Annotated in this window: 24 protein-coding genes; 15 read left to right on the top strand and 9 right to left on the bottom strand. The window is 40.7% G+C overall.

The features are described from left to right. Positions 1 to 414 precede the first annotated feature (414 nt). Both rpmG and rpmF read right to left on the bottom strand, forming a co-directional pair. Positions 415 to 564, bottom strand: a complete 150-nt coding sequence (gene rpmG / locus SMSK597_RS11810; protein ID WP_001265622.1) for a 50S ribosomal protein L33 — start codon at positions 562 to 564, stop codon at positions 415 to 417. Between the two features lie 15 nt (positions 565 to 579). Further along, complete coding sequence (rpmF, locus tag SMSK597_RS11805) at positions 580 to 762, bottom strand: 50S ribosomal protein L32 (protein WP_000290417.1); 183 nt, start codon at positions 760 to 762, stop codon at positions 580 to 582. 230 nt (positions 763 to 992) lie between these two features. On the opposite strand from rpmF, the gene ilvD reads away from it, so the two are divergent. Beyond that, positions 993 to 2,696, top strand: a complete 1,704-nt coding sequence (ilvD, locus tag SMSK597_RS11800) for a dihydroxy-acid dehydratase (protein WP_000137379.1) — start codon at positions 993 to 995, stop codon at positions 2,694 to 2,696. Positions 2,697 to 2,908: 212 nt separating this feature from the next. Here the strand turns inward: ilvD and SMSK597_RS11795 are convergent, their stop codons facing one another. Further along, positions 2,909 to 3,250: a metal-sulfur cluster assembly factor gene (locus tag SMSK597_RS11795; protein ID WP_001204052.1), complete on the bottom strand. Its 342-nt coding sequence runs from the start codon at positions 3,248 to 3,250 to the stop codon at positions 2,909 to 2,911. A 123-nt stretch (positions 3,251 to 3,373) separates the two neighbouring features. On the opposite strand from SMSK597_RS11795, the gene SMSK597_RS11790 reads away from it, so the two are divergent. Together SMSK597_RS11790 and SMSK597_RS11785 are read left to right on the top strand one after the other, a co-directional pair. Beyond that, positions 3,374 to 4,225, top strand: a complete 852-nt coding sequence (locus SMSK597_RS11790) for a helix-turn-helix domain-containing protein (RefSeq protein WP_000434960.1) — start codon at positions 3,374 to 3,376, stop codon at positions 4,223 to 4,225. Between the two features lie 197 nt (positions 4,226 to 4,422). Beyond that, a complete protein-coding gene (locus SMSK597_RS11785; protein ID WP_000770624.1) occupies positions 4,423 to 5,670 on the top strand; it encodes an MFS transporter in 1,248 nt (415 codons plus the stop codon). Here the strand turns inward: SMSK597_RS11785 and SMSK597_RS13635 are convergent. Further along, positions 5,667 to 5,813, bottom strand: a complete 147-nt coding sequence (locus tag SMSK597_RS13635) for a hypothetical protein (RefSeq protein ID WP_000694304.1) — start codon at positions 5,811 to 5,813, stop codon at positions 5,667 to 5,669. The two genes, SMSK597_RS11785 and SMSK597_RS13635, sit on opposite strands and share 4 nt — an antisense overlap. Before the next feature lie 85 nt (positions 5,814 to 5,898). Here SMSK597_RS13635 and hisS point away from each other — a divergent pair, with 85 nt between their 5' ends. From hisS to SMSK597_RS0103220, 11 genes are all read left to right on the top strand, one after another. After that, positions 5,899 to 7,179 (top strand): histidine--tRNA ligase, encoded by a 1,281-nt coding sequence (gene hisS / locus SMSK597_RS11775; RefSeq protein ID WP_000775863.1) that lies wholly within the window; start codon positions 5,899 to 5,901, stop codon positions 7,177 to 7,179. A 151-nt stretch (positions 7,180 to 7,330) separates the two neighbouring features. Then, positions 7,331 to 7,645, top strand: a complete 315-nt coding sequence (locus tag SMSK597_RS11770) for a hypothetical protein (protein ID WP_000270216.1) — start codon at positions 7,331 to 7,333, stop codon at positions 7,643 to 7,645. A 9-nt stretch (positions 7,646 to 7,654) separates the two neighbouring features. Continuing rightward, positions 7,655 to 7,861 carry a helix-turn-helix transcriptional regulator gene (locus tag SMSK597_RS11765; RefSeq protein ID WP_004238559.1) on the top strand — a complete coding sequence of 69 codons (207 nt, stop codon included), beginning with the start codon at positions 7,655 to 7,657 and terminating at the stop codon, positions 7,859 to 7,861. Continuing rightward, positions 7,861 to 8,058 (top strand): hypothetical protein, encoded by a 198-nt coding sequence (locus tag SMSK597_RS0103230; protein ID WP_001046128.1) that lies wholly within the window; start codon positions 7,861 to 7,863, stop codon positions 8,056 to 8,058. Before SMSK597_RS11765 ends, SMSK597_RS0103230 begins: the two co-directional genes overlap by 1 nt. After that, positions 8,055 to 8,801 carry a DUF3169 family protein gene (locus SMSK597_RS11760; RefSeq protein WP_080551676.1) on the top strand — a complete coding sequence of 249 codons (747 nt, stop codon included), beginning with the start codon at positions 8,055 to 8,057 and terminating at the stop codon, positions 8,799 to 8,801. The genes SMSK597_RS0103230 and SMSK597_RS11760 overlap by 4 nt, the downstream gene beginning before the upstream one ends. A 10-nt stretch (positions 8,802 to 8,811) precedes the next feature. Continuing rightward, complete coding sequence (locus SMSK597_RS11755) at positions 8,812 to 9,636, top strand: ABC transporter ATP-binding protein (RefSeq protein ID WP_000621671.1); 825 nt, start codon at positions 8,812 to 8,814, stop codon at positions 9,634 to 9,636. Further along, on the top strand, positions 9,629 to 10,327 hold the full coding sequence (locus tag SMSK597_RS0103225; protein WP_000488854.1) for an ABC transporter permease: 699 nt from the start codon (positions 9,629 to 9,631) through the stop codon (positions 10,325 to 10,327). Before SMSK597_RS11755 ends, SMSK597_RS0103225 begins: the two co-directional genes overlap by 8 nt. Positions 10,328 to 10,336: 9 nt before the next feature. After that, positions 10,337 to 10,978, top strand: coding sequence for a CPBP family intramembrane glutamic endopeptidase (locus tag SMSK597_RS11750; RefSeq protein WP_000771209.1), 642 nt, complete (start codon positions 10,337 to 10,339; stop codon positions 10,976 to 10,978). A 17-nt stretch (positions 10,979 to 10,995) separates the two neighbouring features. Then, a complete protein-coding gene (locus SMSK597_RS11745) occupies positions 10,996 to 11,226 on the top strand; it encodes a hypothetical protein (protein ID WP_000832186.1) in 231 nt (76 codons plus the stop codon). 134 nt (positions 11,227 to 11,360) lie between these two features. Beyond that, positions 11,361 to 13,124 (top strand): aspartate--tRNA ligase, encoded by a 1,764-nt coding sequence (gene aspS, locus SMSK597_RS11740; RefSeq protein ID WP_000830914.1) that lies wholly within the window; start codon positions 11,361 to 11,363, stop codon positions 13,122 to 13,124. Beyond that, positions 13,102 to 14,043 carry a YitT family protein gene (locus tag SMSK597_RS0103220; protein ID WP_000806291.1) on the top strand — a complete coding sequence of 314 codons (942 nt, stop codon included), beginning with the start codon at positions 13,102 to 13,104 and terminating at the stop codon, positions 14,041 to 14,043. The genes aspS and SMSK597_RS0103220 overlap by 23 nt, the downstream gene beginning before the upstream one ends. Positions 14,044 to 14,072: 29 nt before the next feature. Here SMSK597_RS0103220 and SMSK597_RS11735 read toward each other — a convergent pair whose 3' ends face one another. The 5 genes from SMSK597_RS11735 to SMSK597_RS11715 form a co-directional block, all read right to left on the bottom strand. Beyond that, positions 14,073 to 15,059 carry a LacI family DNA-binding transcriptional regulator gene (locus tag SMSK597_RS11735; protein ID WP_001145445.1) on the bottom strand — a complete coding sequence of 329 codons (987 nt, stop codon included), beginning with the start codon at positions 15,057 to 15,059 and terminating at the stop codon, positions 14,073 to 14,075. Positions 15,060 to 15,068: 9 nt separating this feature from the next. After that, positions 15,069 to 15,869: a DUF1189 domain-containing protein gene (locus tag SMSK597_RS11730; protein ID WP_000938247.1), complete on the bottom strand. Its 801-nt coding sequence runs from the start codon at positions 15,867 to 15,869 to the stop codon at positions 15,069 to 15,071. A gap of 145 nt (positions 15,870 to 16,014) precedes the next feature. Continuing rightward, positions 16,015 to 16,857, bottom strand: coding sequence for a sugar ABC transporter permease (locus tag SMSK597_RS11725; protein WP_001065648.1), 843 nt, complete (start codon positions 16,855 to 16,857; stop codon positions 16,015 to 16,017). A gap of 1 nt (position 16,858) precedes the next feature. Then, positions 16,859 to 18,151 carry a sugar ABC transporter permease gene (locus SMSK597_RS11720; RefSeq protein ID WP_000414960.1) on the bottom strand — a complete coding sequence of 431 codons (1,293 nt, stop codon included), beginning with the start codon at positions 18,149 to 18,151 and terminating at the stop codon, positions 16,859 to 16,861. 109 nt (positions 18,152 to 18,260) lie between these two features. Beyond that, positions 18,261 to 19,532 (bottom strand): extracellular solute-binding protein, encoded by a 1,272-nt coding sequence (locus SMSK597_RS11715; protein ID WP_000095466.1) that lies wholly within the window; start codon positions 19,530 to 19,532, stop codon positions 18,261 to 18,263. A 487-nt stretch (positions 19,533 to 20,019) separates the two neighbouring features. On the opposite strand from SMSK597_RS11715, the gene malQ reads away from it, so the two are divergent. Next, positions 20,020 to 21,537: a 4-alpha-glucanotransferase gene (gene malQ, locus SMSK597_RS11710; protein ID WP_000747302.1), complete on the top strand. Its 1,518-nt coding sequence runs from the start codon at positions 20,020 to 20,022 to the stop codon at positions 21,535 to 21,537. Positions 21,538 to 21,544 lie beyond the last annotated feature (7 nt).

Raw genomic sequence — 21,544 nt, 5'->3', positions numbered from 1 at the left:
ACGGTGGGGCTTTTTAGTTATATATGCTAGAAGCATTATTTTCCCTTTATGCTCTCATTCTAACACAACCCCTCCGATATTTCAAGCTTTTGTTTTGATATTTCCTCCTAGCTTATTCAACAATTCTAGAACACTGAAGTTTGTGGTTTGAGTTTATTACATTGAAATTACTAGACTCCATTCTACAGGTTAGATGATGAAAAAACTATTTTACACGCAATATCTAATATAGTGAAAAAAAGACGACATCGGTTAACTAGAGTGCAGTAGAGTGCTAAAATTACCTGATTCAAATCAGCTTTACAAAAAAAGATTGTAGGATAAGTAGAGTCTGAATTGAAATATAAGATAATTAACAAAAAGAAAAAAACGCATCTTATGCGTTTTTCTTCTGTATTGATTCGTATTGAATGCTTACTTAACCTCTGTAAACACAACGTGTTTGCGAAGTTTTGGTGAGTATTTCTTCAATTGAAGACGGTCTGGAGTGTTACGTTTGTTTTTAGAAGTAAGGTACAAGCGTTCACCAGATTCTTTGTGTTCAAGTGTAATATTTACGCGCATGGTATCTCCCTTCTATTATTCAGCTGATGCAGCTTTAGCGATTTTACGTCCTTTGTAGTATCCTTTAAGTGATACACGGTGAGAACGTGAGTAATCTCCAGTAGTTTCGTCAAAGTTTACAGATGGAGCTGTTACTTTGTAGTGTGTACGACGTTTGTTTTTCTTCGCTTTTGAAGTGCGACGTGCAGGTACTGCCATTTTGATTTCTCCTTTAGGTATTTATATTCGATTCAATCTACTGATTTTCATCAACCATACTAGGATAACACATTTTTTTTGTAAAGTAAAGTTACTTGACAAAAAAAGATGAAAAAATTAAAAGGTCATCAACCAAATTAATCGAAATTTTCTGAAAATTCAAGAATTTTCTTCTGTTCATTGCTTTTAAAATGTGCTATAATAGTAAAAACTGAAATGGGAGGGAACAAATGACTGAATTAGATACACGTCACCGCAGTAGCATTTATGACAGTATGGTAAAATCGCCAAACCGTGCCATGCTTCGTGCGACTGGTATGACAGATAAGGACTTTGAAACACCGATTGTGGGAGTGATTTCGACTTGGGCGGAAAATACACCATGTAACATCCACTTGCATGATTTTGGGAAATTAGCCAAAGAAGGTGTCAAATCGGCAGGTGCTTGGCCTGTACAATTTGGGACTATTACCGTAGCAGACGGGATTGCCATGGGAACGCCTGGTATGCGTTTCTCTTTGACATCTCGTGATATTATTGCGGACTCAATCGAGGCGGCGATGGGTGGTCACAATGTGGATGCCTTTGTTGCTATCGGTGGCTGTGACAAGAACATGCCTGGTTCTATGATTGCCATTGCCAATATGGATATTCCGGCTATTTTTGCCTATGGTGGAACCATTGCACCTGGAAATCTTGATGGCAAAGACATTGACTTGGTTTCTGTTTTTGAGGGTATCGGAAAATGGAACCACGGTGACATGACGGCTGAGGACGTGAAACGTCTTGAATGTAATGCCTGCCCTGGACCTGGTGGCTGTGGTGGTATGTACACTGCTAATACCATGGCGACAGCTATCGAAGTTCTCGGTATGAGTTTACCAGGATCTTCATCTCACCCAGCTGAATCAGCTGACAAGAAAGAAGACATCGAAGCAGCAGGACGTGCTGTTGTTAAGATGTTGGAACTTGGTCTCAAACCGTCAGATATCTTGACTCGTGAAGCCTTTGAAGATGCCATCACTGTAACCATGGCTCTCGGTGGTTCTACAAACGCCACTCTTCACTTGCTTGCTATTGCCCATGCTGCCAATGTTGATTTGTCACTTGAGGACTTCAATACAATCCAAGAGCGTGTGCCTCACTTGGCCGACTTGAAACCATCTGGTCAGTATGTCTTCCAAGACCTCTATGAAGTCGGTGGTGTGCCTGCGGTTATGAGATATCTCTTGGCAAATGGTTTCCTTCATGGAGACCGCATTACATGTACTGGTAAGACTGTAGCTGAGAACTTAGCTGACTTTGCAGACCTTACACCAGGTCAAAAAGTTATTATGCCACTTGAGAATCCTAAACGTGCGGATGGTCCGCTTATCATCTTGAACGGGAACCTTGCTCCTGACGGTGCAGTTGCTAAAGTATCAGGTGTTAAAGTGCGTCGTCACGTTGGTCCAGCTAAGGTCTTTGACTCAGAAGAAGATGCGATTCAGGCAGTTTTGACAGATGAAATCGTTGATGGCGATGTAGTCGTTGTTCGTTTCGTTGGACCTAAGGGTGGCCCTGGTATGCCTGAGATGCTGTCACTTTCATCAATGATCGTTGGTAAAGGTCAAGGAGACAAGGTTGCCCTCTTGACAGACGGACGTTTCTCTGGTGGTACTTATGGTCTAGTTGTTGGACATATCGCTCCTGAAGCTCAGGATGGTGGACCAATTGCCTACCTCCGTACAGGCGATATCGTTACGGTTGACCAAGATACTAAAGAAATTTCTATGGCCGTATCCGAAGAAGAACTTGAAAAACGCAAGGCAGAAACAACCTTGCCACCACTTTACAGCCGTGGTGTCCTCGGTAAATATGCCCATATCGTATCATCTGCTTCACGCGGAGCCGTGACAGACTTCTGGAATATGGACAAGTCAGGTAAAAAATAAACTCATACTCTTCGAAAATCTCTTCAAACCACGTCAACGTCGCCTTGCCGTAGGTATGATTACTGACTTCGTCAGTTCTATCTACAACCTCAAAACACTGTTTTGAGCAACCTGCGGCTAGTTTCCTAGTTTGCTCTTTGATTTTTATTGAGTATCAAAAAGCAAGCCAACTTCGGCTTGCTTTTTTTCATCTTTAAAAGTTATTGACCTGCTTAACGAGGTGGCAGTCCAAGGGCAATGCGGCCGTAGCGACTGATTCGTGTGATCTTCCAGGCAGGCGACCAGGTAACTTCAACCTTGACATCTTCGATACCCTCGATTTGTTTCAGACCTGCAACGATTTCGATAGGCAGGCTTTCGGCGCAATCGCAGGCGGTGTCAGTGAAGGTCATGACAATCTTGCAGAGACCCGTTTCGTCCAGATTGATTTCATAAATCAATCCTAGATTGTAAACATCCAATTCCACATCTGTATCAAAAACCTTCTCTAGTTTTTCGATAATTTGGTCTTGCAAGGCCAAAGCGCGGTCATTGATTTTGATATCGTCTCTCATTACAGTCCCTCCACCTGATAAATATCCTCTATTTTCTCATAATTCTGACAATTTGGCAAGTTTTTGATGAATTTTCTGAAAAATATGATAAAATGAAGAAAATACGGAATCAAGGGGAAGTCTATGGAGCAGATTGGAAAGGTCTTTAGACAATTACGAGAGTCAAGAAATATTTCGCTGAGACAGGCGACTGGGGGACAATTTTCGCCGTCTATGTTGTCCCGATTTGAAACAGGTCAAAGTGAGCTTTCGGTGGAAAAGTTTCTATTTGCACTAGAAAATATATCTGCCAGTGTGGAGGAAATTCTCTTTCTGGCAAGAGGTTTTCAGTATGATACAGATTCTGAGTTGAGAAAAGAAATTACGGATGTCTTGGATCCAAAGAATATAGCACCTCTCGAAGACTTGTATCGCAAAGAGTATGAAAAGCATGTCAATTCTCAAAACAAACAGAAACATATTCTAAATGCCATTATTATCAAGTCTTATATGAAGAGCATGGATGAAACGGTAGAGTTAACGGCAGAGGAAGGGAAAGTCCTTCATGACTATTTGTTTTCTACCGAGATTTGGGGAATCTATGAACTCAATTTGTTCTCGGTCAGTTCTCCGTTCTTATCTGTTTCTCTTTTTACTAGATATGTACGAGAAATGGTCCGCAAATCCGATTTTCTAATGGAAATGTCTGGTAATCGAAACCTTTTTCACACTATGCTATTGAATGGTTTTTTAGCTAGTATTGAGTGTGAAGAATTTACCAATGCCTCTTATTTTAAACGTGTCATCAAAGAGCATTTCTATAAGGAAAATGAGACCTATTTCCGAATTGTCTATTTGTGGGCGGAAGGTCTTCTTGATAGCAAGCAAGGCAGAGTCAAGGAAGGTCAGAAAAAGATGGAAGATGCTGTCCATATTTTTGAGATGCTTGGCTGTAACAAATCCGCCGAATACTATCGAAAAACGACCGATTGTTGAATATCTGCAAACTAAGAAAATCATTTGAAATTTTAAGCGATAGAACTCTTGCCCTCTCTCAGGTTATCAAAGAAGTTCTATCGTTTTTTTGCTTATTTTATGTGTTGCATATATTCAAAAGTTTTCCCTTTCAATTTCTAAGTGATATACTATAGTCATACTTCATATAGGGATTTGAACAAGAAGGGAGATTATCTATGAAACTATTGTTCAGAAATCAAGCTTACCGACTCTTGACTTTGTCACGCTTCTTCAATGCTTTTGGTGCTTCGATTTTCAATCTGGTATTTATCGTCTATGCATCGACCTTGCCACAAGCCTCTTTTGCGGTTGCTATGGCCAATATTATCATGATTCTTCCGACTTTCTTTACAGTTTTTGTAGGGATTCGAGCAGATTACACGAGGGACAAGGTCAAATGGATGGTCTATAGCGGTTTGTTTCAGGCGGTTTTATTTTTTCTAGCAGCCCTAGTTGTTCAGCAAGCTAGTCTCTTTGCCTTTTCTAGCCTGTGTTTGATCAATGTCATTAGTGATGTCATCAGTGATTTTGCAGGTGGCTTGCGCATGCCTCTTATTAAGGAAAAAGTAGCTGAAGAGGATTTGATGGAAGCTTATTCTTTTTCCCAATTCATCACCTATATTTCAGCTATTGGTGGTCAAGCTTTTGGAGTCTGGCTCTTAGGTCTATCGGTCAACAATTTTTCTCTCGTTGCGGGGATCAATGCCTGTTTCTTCCTAGTATCAGCCGTCATCCTCTTTTTAGGAAAAAGCAAATTGAGCCTGTCAATGTCATCTGCTGATGGTGAAATTCTAAAAAATGAGAAGCTTCCGATCAAAGAGCAGTTCCTAACGATTTATCGAAATTTACGTCTCGTTTTTCTTAAAGGTGGACAGAAAAACTTTGGTTTTATGCTCTTTGCTGTCTTGCTTATCAATGCCTTGGGTGGCGCTTTGGGTGGAATTTACAATATCTTCTTTTTGAGCCATTCTCTCTTGAATTTTTCTTATACAGAGGCATTATTTATCAGTCAATTCTGTGCTTTGTTAGCAGTCATCATCAGTAGCCTTACGGGCAATGATTATTTTGGGAAGCAGTCCTTGCCTAGATTGATGATGTGGGCGACCGTAGGGCTCACTCTAATTGGTTTGGCTAACGTATTCAATCAAGTCGTGCTTGGTTTGCTATTTCTCTTTTTAACTCTGTATGTGTCTGGTAAAGTTTCACCAAAGATTAGTGCCATGCTCATGAAAAATCTAGCTCCAGAGGTTTTAGCTCGTACCAGTAATTTTTTAGGTTTATTGTTTACCTTATCCGTACCTGTGGGAACAGCTTGTTTTTCACTTATAGCCGTATGGAATATACAGTTGACTTGGATGCTATTTGTTGGTTTTTCCTTGCTAGCTATTTTTTTGACGATTCTTAATCTCAAAAATGATATCTAATACTCTTCGAAAATCTCTTCAAACCACGTCAACGTCGCCTTACCGTAGATATGGTTACTGACTTCGTCAGTTCTATCCACAACCTCAAAACATTGTTTTGAGCAACCTGCGGCTAACTTCCTAGTTTGCTTTTTGATTTTCATTGAGTATAAATCCTAATTTTTTCTCACTGTTTTAATCCCCCTATTTATGGTAAAATAAGACTATTAAGTTTAAAGAGGATTCCCTATGAAATTACAAAAACCAAAAGGAACGCAGGATATTTTACCTGCTGAGTCTGCCAAATGGCAGTACGTTGAGGGCTTTGCCCGTGAGATTTTCAAGCGCTATAACTATGCAGAAGTGCGCACGCCTATTTTTGAGCATTACGAGGTCATCAGTCGCTCTGTAGGAGATACAACGGATATCGTAACCAAGGAAATGTACGATTTCTATGACAAGGGTGACCGTCATATCACCCTCCGTCCAGAAGGAACTGCGCCCGTTGTCCGTTCCTATGTGGAAAATAAACTCTTTGCTCCAGAAGTGCAAAAGCCAAGTAAGTTCTACTACATGGGCCCTATGTTCCGCTATGAGCGTCCACAGGCAGGGCGTTTGCGCCAGTTCCACCAGATTGGTGTTGAGTGTTTTGGCTCTAGCAATCCAGCTACCGATGTGGAAACAATCGCGATGGCAGCCCATTTCTTGAAAGAAATCGGCATCCAAGGTGTCAAATTGCACCTAAACACTCTTGGAAATCCTGAGAGCCGTGCGGCTTATCGTCAAGCCTTGATTGACTATTTGACACCGCTTAAGGAGACCTTGTCTAAGGATAGCCAGCGTCGCTTGGAGGAAAATCCTCTCCGTGTCTTGGACTCTAAGGAAAAAGAAGACAAGGTAGCAGTAGAAAATGCGCCGTCTATCTTGGATTTCCTTGATGAAGAAAGCCAAGCTCATTTTGATGCTGTGCGTCAGATGTTGGAAAATCTTGGAGTAGACTATATCATCGATACCAATATGGTGCGTGGTTTGGACTACTACAACCACACCATTTTCGAGTTTATCACTGAGATCGAGGGCAATGACTTGACAGTCTGTGCGGGTGGTCGCTATGATGGTTTGGTTGCTTACTTTGGTGGTCCTGAAACCGCTGGATTTGGTTTTGGACTTGGTGTAGAGCGCCTGCTTCTCGTTCTTGAAAAGCAAGGTGTGGCCCTCCCTATCGAAAACGCCCTAGATGTCTATATCGCAGTCTTGGGAGAAGGGGCAAATGTCAAGGCCTTGGAGTTGGTACAAGCCCTTCGCCAACAAGGTTTCAAAGCAGAGCGTGATTACCTCAACCGTAAGCTCAAAGCTCAGTTCAAGTCAGCCGATGTCTTTGCTGCTAAGACCCTTATCACCCTAGGAGAGAGTGAAGTCGAAAGCGGACAAGTGACGGTCAAGAACAACCAAACCCGAGAAGAAGTGCAAGTGTCGCTTGAGGCTATCAGCCAAAACTTCTCAGAAATCTTTGAAAAACTAGGATTTTAATAGTAGAAAAACTGGTCAGGGAACTACTCTGACCTTTTTCTTTTGCAAAATGACAAAAATCATAAACTTTTTGACAAATATGCTTGTCAAAAAGAAAAAGATGTGTTACAATGTAAGCAAGTTAAGAAATAAAGAAATAGGAGGGAGTCACATGTGGGTATGGATTTTTTTCCCTTTTCTCGTCTTGATTTATAGTAGTCAATCTAAAAAAATCAAGCGGTTAGAGAAGAGGTTAAAGGTAATCGAAAGAAAAGAGAAAGGAAATATAGAAATGTCAAGATTATTGCAAGAAATGATTGGAAAGAAACCAACAATCATTGGAGAACTATTTGGAACAAATTTTTGGGAAGTTGTGGATGTTGATGAGGAATGGGTCAAACTACGTAGTGTTGATAAAGAGGGGAAAGAAAAATTCAAGTTGCAACGTATTGAGGATATCCAAACCGTTGAATTTGATGGAGAGTAGGTGTGTAACATGCAACTAAAAAATCGTCTAAAAGAGCTTCGGGCTCGCGATAGTCTCAATCAAACTGACCTAGCCAAGCTGGCAGGGGTTTCCAGACAGACCGTTAGCCTACTAGAACGGGATGAGTACACCCCATCCATTATCATTGCCCTGAAAATATCTCACATTTTCAACGAAACAGTCGAATCGGTATTTCGCTTGGAGGAGGATGAGTGATGAACAAGTATAAAGTGATTTATTATGTAGTGGCCATAGCTCTATTAGTCAGCGTATTTCTACTGATTGGGATAGACTTAGGTTGGTTTAGTCCCTATCAAAGTGACCAATTTATTTGGGCCTACTTTGCTCTTATCCCAGTCGTTGACTGGATTGAAAAGAAAGTAAACAATTTAGCAAGTGAAAAAGGAGAATGAATATGAAAAAGAAAAAGAAAGGTGGATTGTTATTTTTGATGTCTATTGTCTTGGGAGGTTTCTTGGGCATGTTTGTAGGGATGTTTAAGGCAGATGCCGAATCCAACGGAATTATGTTAGATGTAAAACCCTTGATACCATGGCTATCAGCTATTAGTTTACTACTAGCCGTCATTATTCTTTTTTTGACTTTCAATTTCCTAAAGAAAAGCAGAAAATTTCATTCCTTGTATCAAGAGGAAATGGATGATGATCTGAATGAAACCTATTATGTGCAGATGTATCGGAATCTCGAGTTTGGAACCATTGCTTTTAATATTGCAAGCGTAGCAATTTCATTGTCTATTTTTCTCTCATTAAATGAAGTGGTTATATTGCATACAGACCACCAAACATTTTCCCTCTCTTTCTTAGTCTTTGTGCTATCCTTAATCGCTCAAAAATCTCTTTTTAAAACAATTGCGATTGTGCGTCAGTTTGATTTGGCTCTTTTCTCTACACCAAAGGATGTCTTGGACTATATAAATTCCTATGATGAAGGGGAGCGCCAGGCTAATTTGGAACAGAGTTTTCGAATTTTATTCCAATTAAACCAATATGTCTTACCAGCCTTATATGTTTTTCTTATTATCATTTCTTTCTTGACAGGAGAGATTCAGTTACTAGCCTTCTTGCTTGTCGGAGCTATCCATATTTATATCAATGTGATGCAGTTACCTATGGTAAAACGCTATTTCAAATAAAGGAGTTTCTATGATTCGTGTTGAAAATGTAAGCAAAAGTTTTGGGAGCAAAAAAGCTCTTCATCAGATTTCTTTTGAGATTAAGGAGGGTGAAATCTTTGGTTTTCTTGGTCCCTCTGGCTCAGGTAAAACAACCATGATCAATGTCTTGACAGGTCAGTTGGCTGCAGATCAAGATAAAACAGTTTTGTTAGGCAAGAATTCTCAAGATTTAACCTCAAATGATTTGGAACAAATTGGTATTGTGAGTGATGGCAGTGGTTTTTATGAAAAGATGAGTCTTTACAAAAATCTGCTCATTTACGCTAAGTTATATGGCCTCAAGGCAGATAGAGTACATCAGGTGCTCCAACAGGTTGGATTGGCAGATGCTAAAGATATTATCGCAGAAAAGTTATCTACTGGAATGAAACAACGAATGTTCTTGGCTCGTGCCCTTCTGAATGCTCCTAAGATTCTCTTTCTAGATGAGCCAACCAGTGGCTTAGACCCTACAACATCTAAGATGATTCATACCCTACTTCAAGAATTAAAGCAGGCGGGGACAACTATCTTTCTAACCACGCATGATATGAATGAAGCAACTCTGCTTTGTGATCGCTTATCTCTTTTAAATAAGGGTAATTTAATAGAGTATGGAAGTCCGCAAGATATCATCCAGAAGTACCATGTGGATAAGAAAGTACGTGTGGTTTATAACGATGGACGAGAACAGATAGTTCCATTTGAAGAATTGCCACATTTAGACACGACAGATTTGATGGTGGTTCACTCTTGTGAGCCAACTTTAGAAGAAATCTTTATCAGATTGACAGGAGAAAAGTTAGATGTTTAGAAAATTAAATGCCCTACTATGGTTAAGAGTGCAAGTTCTTATTAGCAATTCAATTTTGTTAGCGACTTTATTGATGCCTTTTGGTATTGCTGTTTTATATAATGAATTTTTAAATAAGAATGGACAATTGAGCCTAATTTTACTATCTTCTAGCTTGACGATGGTCTTGAGCATGGGAAGTGGTTATATGGTATCGATTATGATGGCAGAAGATAAGGAAAAACGCAATCTTAAATCACTCATCCTAAGTGGTGTGACAGCAACAGAATATACTTTCAGTATGCTTGTTCTCCCTATTCTGATAATGTTACTTGCTATGATTGTACTTCCCATCTATCTTAAAGTAGATGTATCGGGTTATTTATTTGCCTACGTTATCTATTTGCTCCTAGCAACTATTAGTATTATTTTTCTCAACCTTCTAATCGGTGCGGTGTCAGATACTCAATCTAAAGCGCAAGTTTATAGTATCTTCCCTATGTTAATTGTCTCTTTTTTACCTATAATTGCTCTTCAAAATGATACGGCTCAGAAAGTGTTAGATTACTCGTTCGTCGGTCCTATTGTAAATCTTTTAAATAAAAAAGGTGGGGAAATATCCTTTTCTAACATCGGTATGTTACTTGCCTGGGTACTTGTATTAGGAATAGCAAACCTCTTTGTATTGAAAAATAGCTATAAAGCAAGATAGGAGACCTTTATGAAACTACTTAAAAACCTTGGCTGGTTTCTTCTAGCCATTCTATCCTTTTACTTTATCTATGGTCTGGTTCAGAGCATGGCGCTGTCAGCTCTTGGACTAGGGGCTTCAATCTTTGGAGTCTTACCACTTTATGTCGTCCTGTCAGGGGCCTATGTTTATGGAGTTTACAGATGGTATCAGACAGAAAAGGTTAGCATCCAGACGACTGCTTTTAATCGTCATATCTGGTTGCCTACTCTGGTTTTGCTAGTGGCTATTACAGCCCAGTTCTTTTTACCAGAAGATCCGTCGGTCAGTCAACAAATCGTATCTCAACTGACAGTGGAACAGCCTGCATTTGGTTTCTTTATGGTGGTGGTCTTTGCTCCTTTGACGGAAGAACTTATCTTTAGAGGGATGTTGGCACGCTATCTCTTTCCTAAGCAGGACAATAGTAAACAAACTCTGATTTTTCTTCTGGTATCTAGTGTTTTGTTTGCCTTAGGTCATTTCCCAAGTGATGTGCAACAATTTTTTGTCTATTTTAGCCTTGGTTTTAGTTTGGGCTTGGCTTACATTAGCAGAAAAGGTCTGGTCTACAGTATTTCTCTTCACGCTTTGAATAATTTAGTCGGCTTTTTGATGATTCTCATGCTATAATAGAGTCAGGAGGTCACATGAAACGAGTAATTTTATTAGCAGTGATTCAGGCAGTTGTTCTATTTTTCATCATTGGGGCGCTAGCTTATGCCTTTAAGGGTGATTTCTTCTACAGCCATCTAGCAGTGGTCTTTGCCCCTATTGCCGGTATCTGGCGTTTTGGGACAGCTTATACAACGGAAATTGTCTTGCCTCGAAAGGCAGCCGAAATTGCTGAAAAGCGTAAAGCAGGCAACAATTCAAAATAAAAGAGTCCGATGAAGTTCATCGGATTTTTGTATGGGCGTTAATTTTTAAAGACTGGCAAACTTTTCTGCTGATTTTCATGAAGAGCCTGCGCTTTTATGGTAAAATAGTAACAGAATAAAAGAGGAGAGAAACAATGAAACGTAGTATGTATGCTGGTCGTGTTCGTGAGGAACACATCGGACAAGAAATGACCTTGAAAGGATGGGTTGGCCGTCGTCGTGACCTTGGTGGTTTGATCTTTATCGACCTTCGTGACCGTGAAGGAATCATGCAGTTGGTTATCAACCCTGAAAAAGTCTCTGCAGAGGTCATGGCAACAGCTGAAAGCCTTCGTAGCGAATTTGTTATCGAGGTGACTGGTCAGGTCGCTGCGCGTGAGCAAGCTAATGATAAGTTACCAACTGGTGCAGTTGAGTTAAACGTGACAGCCTTGACAGTGCTTAATACAGCTAAGACAACCCCATTTGAGATTAAGGATGGCATTGAGGCCAATGACGATACACGTTTGCGTTACCGTTACCTTGACCTTCGTCGTCCAGAAATGTTGGAAAATCTTAAACTTCGTGCTAAGGTGACCCACTCTATCCGCAACTACTTGGATGAGTTGGAGTTTATCGACGTGGAGACACCATTCCTTTCTAAGTCAACTCCTGAAGGGGCGCGTGATTACTTGGTACCATCTCGTGTTAATAAAGGGCATTTTTACGCTCTTCCTCAAAGTCCACAAATTACTAAGCAATTGTTGATGAATGCTGGTTTTGACCGCTACTACCAAATCGTCAAATGTTTCCGTGATGAGGACTTGCGTGGAGATCGCCAGCCTGAGTTTACTCAGGTCGACTTGGAAACATCTTTCCTTACTGAGCAAGAAATCCAAGATATCACAGAAGGTTTGATTGCGCGCGTCATGAAAGAAACTAAAGGCATCGAAGTGACGCTTCCATTCCCTCGTATGAAATATGATGACGCTATGGCTCTTTATGGTTCTGACAAGCCAGATACCCGTTTTGACATGTTGCTTCAGGACTTGACAGAAGTGGTCAAAGGTGTAGACTTTAAAGTCTTTTCAGAAGCACCTGCTGTAAAAGCAATTGTAGTTAAAGGCGCTGCGGACAACTATTCCCGTAAAGACATCGACAAGATGACTGAAGTAGCCAAACAATATGGTGCCAAAGGTCTTGCTTGGGTCAAGGTTGTTGATGGAGAATTAAACGGACCAGTTGCCAAGTTCTTGACAGGCATCCAAGCAGAATTGACAACAGCGCTTGCTCTTGAAGATAAGGACTTGGTTCTCTTTGTGGCGGATACGCTTGAAGTGGCCAATGCAACACTCGGTGCCCTTCGTGGACGTATTGCCAAAGAGCTTGGTTTGATTGATGGCGATAAATTCAACTTCCTTTGGGTGGTTGACTGGCCAATGTTTGAATGGTCTGAAGAAGAAGGTCGCTACATGAGCGCCCACCATCCGTTTACCCTTCCACAGGAAGAGACAGCTCACGAATTAGAAGGTGATTTGGCTAAGGTTCGTGCCATTGCTTACGATATCGTCTTGAACGGTTATGAGCTTGGTGGTGGTAGCCTTCGTATCAACCAAAAAGACCTTCAAGAACGCATGTTCAAGGCTCTTGGTTTCTCGGCTGAAGAAGCAAATGACCAGTTTGGTTTCCTTCTTGAAGCCATGGACTATGGTTTCCCACCACATGGTGGTTTGGCTATCGGTCTTGACCGATTTGTCATGCTCTTAGCAGGAGAAGAAAATATCCGTGAAGTCATTGCCTTTCCTAAGAATAATAAGGCAAGTGACCCAATGACACAAGCTCCTTCAACAGTAGCTCTCAAACAACTAGAGGAACTCAGCTTACAAGTAGAAGAAGATGAAACAAGCAAAACGAATTAAGCGGTGGCGCTATTATCTGCGCCGCTTTGCTTATCAGATAAAAATTTTACGTGTCTTACAAAGCATCTCTCGGGAAAAATATGATGAGAAGATTTCGGCTTCTCTGGTCTATGGTTTTTTATCAGCAGTAGCGGTCAATTTCTTTTTCCAACCGGGGCATGTGTATTCGAGTGGTGCGACAGGTCTGGCACAGATTATCTCTGCCTTGAGTAATCACTGGTTTGGTTTTCATATACCAATTTCGCTAACCTTTTACGCTATTAATTTTCCTTTGATGGTCTTGGCTTGGTATCAGATTGGCCATAAGTTTACCGTCTTTACCTTTATTACGGTTTCCATGAGTTCTTTCTTTATCCAGTTTGTCCCTGTGGCGACCTTAACGGAGGATCCCATTATCAATGCCCTTTTTGGGGGTGTTGTCATGGGCTTGGGGATTGGTTTTGCTCTTCGCAACAATATCTCCAGTGGTGGGACGGATATCGTCAGCCTGACCATTCGCAAGAAAACAGGTAAGAATGTCGGTAGTATTTCTTTCTTGGTAAATGGGACCATCATGCTGATAGCAGGTTTGACCTTTGGTTGGAAATACGCTCTTTACTCTATGATTACCATCTTTGTCTCTAGCCGTGTGACAGATGCGGTCTTTACCAAGCAAAAACGCATGCAGGCTATGATTGTGACCAATCATCCAGACAAGGTAATTGAAAAAATCCATAAAAAATTGCACCGCGGAGCAACCATGATCCACGATGCAGAAGGAACCTATAATCACGAGAGAAAGGCAGTTTTAATCACTGTCATTACACGTGCAGAGTTTAATGAATTTAAACAGATTATGAAACAGGTGGATCCAGGCGCCTTTGTCTCTGTATCTGAGAATGTTCATATTCTGGGACGGTTCGTTGAAACAGAAAATTAGTGACCAAAAAAACCAGCGCGAGCTGGTTTTTATTTTTCGATAATTTTGTGGGCGATTAACTGACGGTAACAAATTTGTTTATTGCTTTTAGCATCGTTGATAATCTGGAGGATGGTTTCAAAGGAAACACGACCAAGCTCCAAACTATTGATATCGACATAGGCCGCCAAGTTGAGCTTGGGATTGACTGAGTCGAAGCTGAGGACAGGGACATCCAGTTGGTGTTTTGCGATGTAATCACAGACCCCTGCAGCAAGGAGACTATCAATGGTAATAATAGCGTCAATATTTGGATCGTGTTTAAATAAACGCTTACTAAATTGATAGCCCTTTTCTTCTAGGAATTCGTTCGCAAAATAGGTCAAATTACTATCAAGAGGCAGTTGGTATTGTTTGAGTGCTGACTCATAGCCTGTTAAACGGTCTTGTGTTACGAAGAGTCTCTTAGTCCCTCCAATAAAGGCAATTCGTTTGCAGCCTTTTTTGATGAAATATTCAGTCGCATCAAAACCAGCTTGAACATTGTCATTATCGACAAGTGGAATGAAGGGGGACAGAGATTTTCCGAGGATGAGGAAGGGGAACTGCTCATCAGCCACCAGTTTGACTAAAGGATCTTCCTCTTCGGCATAAAGGAAAATTAAACCGTCTACACGTTTACCATAGACCATTTGTGAGATGGCAGTAAGACGCTCCTTCTCATCTTTCCCTGTTGCTATCTGAATGGCATAGTGGTTTTCAGATGCGACTTGAGAGATGCCGCGTAGGACTGATGGAAAGAAAGGATTCTGGTAGAAGGCATCTGAGTCGTCAGGAAGAACCAAGCCGATAACTTGCGTATAACTGCTTACCAAACTGCGAGCGTTGAGGTTGGGGTGGTAATTGAGTTCCTTCATCGCCTTGCGAACGCGTTTTTTCGTTTCGTCGCTAATGGTTGATTTGTTTTGAATAACACGGGTTACGGTTGAAGGCGAAACACCAGCAGCCTTGGCCACGTCTTTAATCGTAACGGGCATAAAAATCTCCTATTTATGGTAATCTGGATCACGGAAATGCGTTTTATAAAAGATAGTGACCAGATAAAGGACAAAAAGAATGTTTTGTATAGTGATGAGGTTTGACATATTTTGGCCAAATAATCCCAAAATAAGCGTAATCAGAGTTGGTAATCCTAAACAGTTCAAGATAAAATGGTAGCACTCTTTAAAGGTTTTAAATGAAAAGAGGCGTGATTTCTTAGTGATATAAAGGAGAAGACTAGCCCCTAGAGAGATGATAAAGAAATTCAAACCAAAGAGGAAGCTGGCACCGAGAACTAGGAAGAGACTGATATAGACACGATTCTGTTGGTACCAGTCTTTAGAAATTGCTTGGGTTAAGCTGTCTTTGCTTTTGAAACTCTCAGTCTGAATGGCTCGGTAAGAGACACGGGTCAGTTCTTTACTTTCCTTGCTGATGACGAGCTCATTCGTATCGAAATGCAGTTGCAAGTCCTTAGGTAATTCCTTGCTTTGACTTGGACCAATCACAATAGAAGGGGCTTGACTAGCTGTTCCTGTATAAGTTAATTTACCATCAACAATTGCAGCATGCTCAGAGAGATCCTGGACAACCTCATCTGTCAATGGTTCATAGACATTATCGATAAAGGTTTCTAGCGGATAAGTCTCCTGCGAGCTGTTTTGAATGGCAATGGGTACCATAGACAAGCTGATAAGGAAGATACTGGTAAAGAGTAGTTGGAACCAGTTGAGTCCGAAACGTTTGGACAGGGGCTTACGAAATCCCCAAATACTTGAAAAATAGGAAAATGGATATGGAAGCATAGGTATCTTTCTAAAAGGTGTTTTCTATATGAGTATTATTATATAGAGAAATGCGCTTTATTTCAAGTCTAGGAGAAAAATTGCTTGCTACAAGGATATTTTTACAGTAACAAGTTTTAAAATGAAAAAGGGTGGCGGGGATATATTATCCCTTGTCGCCACCACTTGTAAGTCCTGAAACAAAGTTCTTTTGTAGGAAGAAGAAGAGAATACAGATTGGAAGGGCGATGAGGATAGCACCTGCTGAGAAGTAGGCGATCTTCATGTTTTTCACATTGCTAACGAAGGTTTGGAGACCTACGGCAACAGTAAAGTATTCTTTCTCACGAAGCAAGAAACTAGATAGGATGTAGTCCCCGAAAGGTCCCATGAAGGCCCAGAGAGCTTGTACGGCAACCATTGGGCGAACAAGTGGAAGAACAATTTGCCAGAAGCGGCGGAAGTGTCCTGCGCCGTCTAGTTTTGCAGATTCGTCTAGAGACATTGGCACTGTATCGAAGTAGCCTTTCATGAGCCAAGCATTCATCGGGATACCTCCACCAACGTAGAGGAAGATGAGGAACCAGCTGTGGTTAAGGGCGTTCAACATAAGCGCCATAACGAAGAAGGCTGTCAAAGCGGCCATGGTTGGCACCATTTGGATAATCAAGAAGAAGACCAAACTTTGTTTACGAGCCAAGAAGTTGTAACGGCTGTAGGCATAACCAGCAAGTACGATAATACTTGTTTGAACAACCATGGTAATCAAGGCGATAATCAAAGTATTGAGGTACCAAGTACCGTACAAGGTTTCAGTGAAGAGGCCTTTAAAGTTATCAAAATTGAGGTCGATATTAGTATCTAGTTTAAAGGCTGAGACGTTACCTGCTTTAAAGGCTGACATGATGGTAATCAAAAGTGGATAGATAATCACGATTGATAGGCCAATTAAGTAGAGGTAAGTAAGGGTTTGAGTCAGTCTACGTTTGAGTTTAATTGAGTTATTCATCTTAGACATCCTCCATATCAAATGCGTGTAGTTTCTTGAATGCGATCATAGAGATTGAGATGACAATGATAGAAATAATCAAGGTAACAGCTGCCGCCATTGAGTATTGAGGAGATGTACCTGTTGTCAAACGGTAGATCCATGAGATCAAGATATCGGTTGAACCAGCTCCACCTCCGACACTACCAGGTCCTCCACCATTGAAGAGGTACATGATAGAGAAGTTGTTAAAGTTGAAGGTGTATTGGCTGATCAAAGTAGGTGCCGCAACGGCCAAGATCATTGGGAAAGTGATGTTGCGGAATTTTTGCCAAGCATTGGCACCGTCAATATAAGCTGCTTCGTAAAGGTCGTTAGGAATAGATTGCAAGATACCCAAAGTTAAAACGTAGATATATGGGAATCCAAGCCAACCTTGCATCATAATCAAGGCAATTTTTGTCCAAGTTGGATCTGTTTTCCAAGGAATAAGAGCACCATCAAGGAAAGGAAGGAATTTAGCCAAGATTGGCAAGACTTGAGTGTTGATGGCTCCGACACTATCGTTAAACATGTTTGAAAATGTCAAGATAGTGATGAAGGCTGGGACAGCCCAAGGAAGAAGGAAAATAACACCAAAGATACGTTTTCCTTTGATAAATGGTTGGTTAGCAATGATAGCTGTGAAGATACCGATTACGATTTGTAAAGTTGAGGCAGCCAAAGCCCAGATGATAGTCCAAGAAAGAACGGCACCGAAGGCAGAACGGAAGGTACTCAAACTCCAGATGTTCGTAAAGTTGGTCAAACCAACCCAATCCAACAATTTGTTTGGTGGCAAGTGTTGGAAGTCGTAGTTGGTAAAGGCAATCATCAAGGTTACGATAACTGGGAAGATAATCGCAAAAGTCATTGCAATATAAGATGGAATGATCAAGAGGTAAGGGAAGCCATTTTCATAGATTCCTTTGATCATTTCTTTAAAGGTAAGTGCTACTGGAATACCATTGTTAATGTGTTTAGCAGTTGTATGTGCATCTTTAATATTTGAGAAATAAAAGAGTACATAAACGACTACAAAGATTAAATGGAAGGCACCACGAATCAGCATAAAGAGGGAATTGTCACGACCTGGCTTGTCACCAAGAGTGATAAGATTGCTCAATTCAGGGGCTGCAAGTGCTAGGAAATAAAGGACAAATACGATGGTTACACCAAGGAAGATAAAACCTTTGGCTTTTTGTTTATTGTAAATCTGTCCTAACCCAGGAATGATAGACAGCAGGGCTGCTTTGCTAGGTTGTTGCTTTTCCATAATAACTCCTTTCATAGGATACTGGTTTCTAGATAAAACCTAAACTATTTGTGTTTTTGTTGATAAATTCAAAGGGGGATTTGATTTCCACCCCCCTTGAACAAATTTTTTATTCACCAAATTTTTGTTTGATTGTTTCTTTGATCAATGTTACAGCATCGTTAGCAGCTGTTTTAGCATCTTTCTTACCACTTACAGCTTCAAACAACATTGTTTTAGCTGGGTCCCAAACAGCTGACATTTGAGAGATGTTTGGCATTGGTTGAGCGTTCTTGAACTGTTTGATAACAGCTGTTGTCAACTCATCGTTTTTACCTTCAGCGTATGAACGAGCCTCAGTGTTAGCTGGGATTTCATTAGTTTTATCGTAGAAGGCTTTTTGTTGTTCAGTTGAAACAAGGAAGTCTACAAATTTTTGAGCAGCTTCAAGGTTCTTAGTGCTTGATGGGATGATCCAAGCTTTACCACCACCAAATGCTGCGTAGTCTTTTCCGTTTGGAAGAGTTGGGATAGTTGCAACACCGTAGTTTACTTTAGCGTCTTTGAAGGCTTGAGCTTTCCAAGGTCCATCGATGATAGCAGCTGTTTTACCTTCTTGGAATTGAGTTTGGATTAGGTTTCCAGCTCCTTCAGTATCTTGCATACCTTTAGGCCATTTTTCATACCAAGTTTTAGCGTATTCTACACCTTTGATAGCGCCGTCGTTTGCAAGACCGATGTCTTTAGCGTCTTTACCGTTTTGTCCGAATACGTAACCGCCGTTACCAGCAAGAAGTCCGTATGCAAAGTAGAAGTTTGTCCAGTCAGCTAGGAAAGCAGAAGTTTTTCCATCTTCTCCAGCGAAGGCGTATTTGCTATCTTTAGCAAGGTTTTCCAAGTCAGCAAATGTTTTTGGAGCTTCTTTTACCAAGTCTTTGTTGTAGTACATAACAAGTGACTCGATAACGGCAGGAGCACCGTAAACTTTACCGTCAGCAGCTGTTACAAGAGATTTAGTTTTATCATCTGTTTTAGCACCGTCGCTCAATTTCACTTCTGAAAGTTGTCCGTCAGTACCAAGGCTACCTACACGGTCGTATGGAGCCATCATAACGTCAGGAGCTTGACCTGATTGGTTGTCAAGAGAAAGTTTGTCAAGCCCACCCATTTGGTCACCAGATTTGATGTTAACTGTTGTTCCTGATTGTTCTTTATAAGCTTTAGCTACTGTTTCAGCATAAGCTTTGTATTGGTCCTCAACGTAAAGAGTGATTTCTTTCGCTTCAGATGAACCAGAATCAGCAGGTTTATCAGCAGTTTTGCTTCCGCAAGCTACCAAAAGCAAGCTAGCAAGTGTAGCAGTTCCAAGCACAGCAGCGCTCTTCATGAATTTAGATGACATAGTGTATTCCTCCTAAAGAATAACAAATTTTATAATGAGGAAACGCAAACGTTTTCCTTTATGGGACTAGTATAGCACAAATAGAAAACGGTTGCAAGTGTTTTTTGTAAAAATTTTAAAAAAATTTCACGGAAAGGGTAAGCGTTTTATTTGCTTATAATAGAAGAAAATTTAGAAAATATATTTTCATGATTTTACTGAAATTATTTAGGGAAACGATTGCCTAGATTTTGAACAAAAAATAAATTGCTCTAGACCAAAACTAGGCTAAGTTGAGCCTTCTATTTGTAGTTGAAGAAGGTTTTGTAAATAGAAAAGAAAAATGTATATGTATACATAAAGAAGGACAAGTTTTTTTAAAAAAATAATCAAAAAGTTTTTTTTAAAACCGCTTGCAATTATTCCAAAAATAAAGTATACTTATCTTAACGCAAACGTTTGCGCCCAAAAATGAAAATTTAAACTACAAATACACGAGGTGTTGTTTATGAAAAAACGTCAAAGTGGTGTGTTGATGCACATCTCTTCTCTCCCAGGAGCCTACGGAATCGGATCATTTGGTCAAAGTGCTTACGACTTCGTTGATTTCTTGGTTCGCACAAAACAACGTTACTGGCAAATCCTTCCATTAGGAACAACTAGTTACGGAGATTCTCCTTACCAGTCTTTCTCAGCTTTCGCAGGAAACACTCATTTTATTGATTTGGATATCTTGGTGGAGCAAGGTTTGTTGGAAGCAAGTGACCTTGAGGGAGTTGACTTTGGTAGCGATGCGTCTGAAGTTGACTATGCTAAAATCTACTATGCACGTCGTCCTCTTTTAGAAAAAGCGGTGAAACGTTTCTTTGAAGTCGGAGATGTTAAAGATTTTGAGAAATTTGCTCAAGACAACCAATCATGGCTTGAGCTCTTTGCTGAGTATATGGCTATCAAAGAGCATTTTGAAAATCTTGCTTGGACAGAATGGCCAGATGCAGATGCTCGTGCTCGTAAAGCTTCAGCACTTGAAAGCTACCGTGAGCAATTAGCAGACAAGTTGGTTTACCACCGTGTGACTCAGTACTTCTTCTTCCAACAATGGTTGAAATTGAAAGCTTATGCTAACGACAACCATATCGAAATCGTTGGGGACATGCCAATCTACGTAGCGGAAGATTCAAGCGATATGTGGGCAAATCCACACCTCTTCAAGACAGATGTCAACGGTAAGGCGACTTGCATCGCAGGATGCCCACCAGATGAATTTTCTGCAACTGGTCAGCTTTGGGGTAACCCAATCTATGACTGGAAAGCAATGGACAAAGACGGCTACAAATGGTGGATTGAACGCTTGCGTGAAAGCTTCAAAATCTACGACATCGTTCGTATCGACCACTTCCGTGGTTTCGAATCTTACTGGGAAATCCCTGCTGGTTCTGATACAGCAGCACCTGGTGAGTGGGTGAAAGGTCCAGGATACAAGCTTTTTGCAGCCGTTAAGGAAGAACTTGGTGAGCTAAACATCATCGCAGAAGACCTTGGTTTCATGACAGACGAAGTTATCGAATTGCGTGAACGTACTGGCTTCCCAGGAATGAAGATTCTTCAATTTGCTTTCAATCCAGAAGACGAAAGTATCGATAGCCCACATTTGGCACCTGCTAACTCAGTTATGTACACAGGAACTCACGATAACAACACGGTCCTTGGTTGGTACCGTAACGAGATTGATGATGCGACTCGTGAGTACATGGCTCGCTACACTAACCGTAAAGAATACGAAACAGTTCCACACGCTATGCTTCGTACAGTCTTTTCATCAGTTAGCTTCATGGCAATTGCAACTATGCAAGATTTGCTAGAATTGGATGAGGCAGCTCGTATGAACTTCCCATCTACTCTTGGTGGAAACTGGTCTTGGCGTATGACTGAAGATCAATTGACACCAGCTGTCGAGGAAGGCTTGCTTGACTTGACAACAATCTATCGACGAATTAATGAAAATTTGGTAGAATTAAAGAAATAATACAATA

It is taken from the genome of Streptococcus mitis SK597 (assembly GCF_000148545.1).
GTDB classification, from domain to species: Bacteria; Bacillota; Bacilli; order Lactobacillales; family Streptococcaceae; genus Streptococcus; species Streptococcus mitis_C.
Note: the sequence above shows the minus strand (reverse complement) of the source record. Positions and strands in the feature narration are given on the sequence as shown.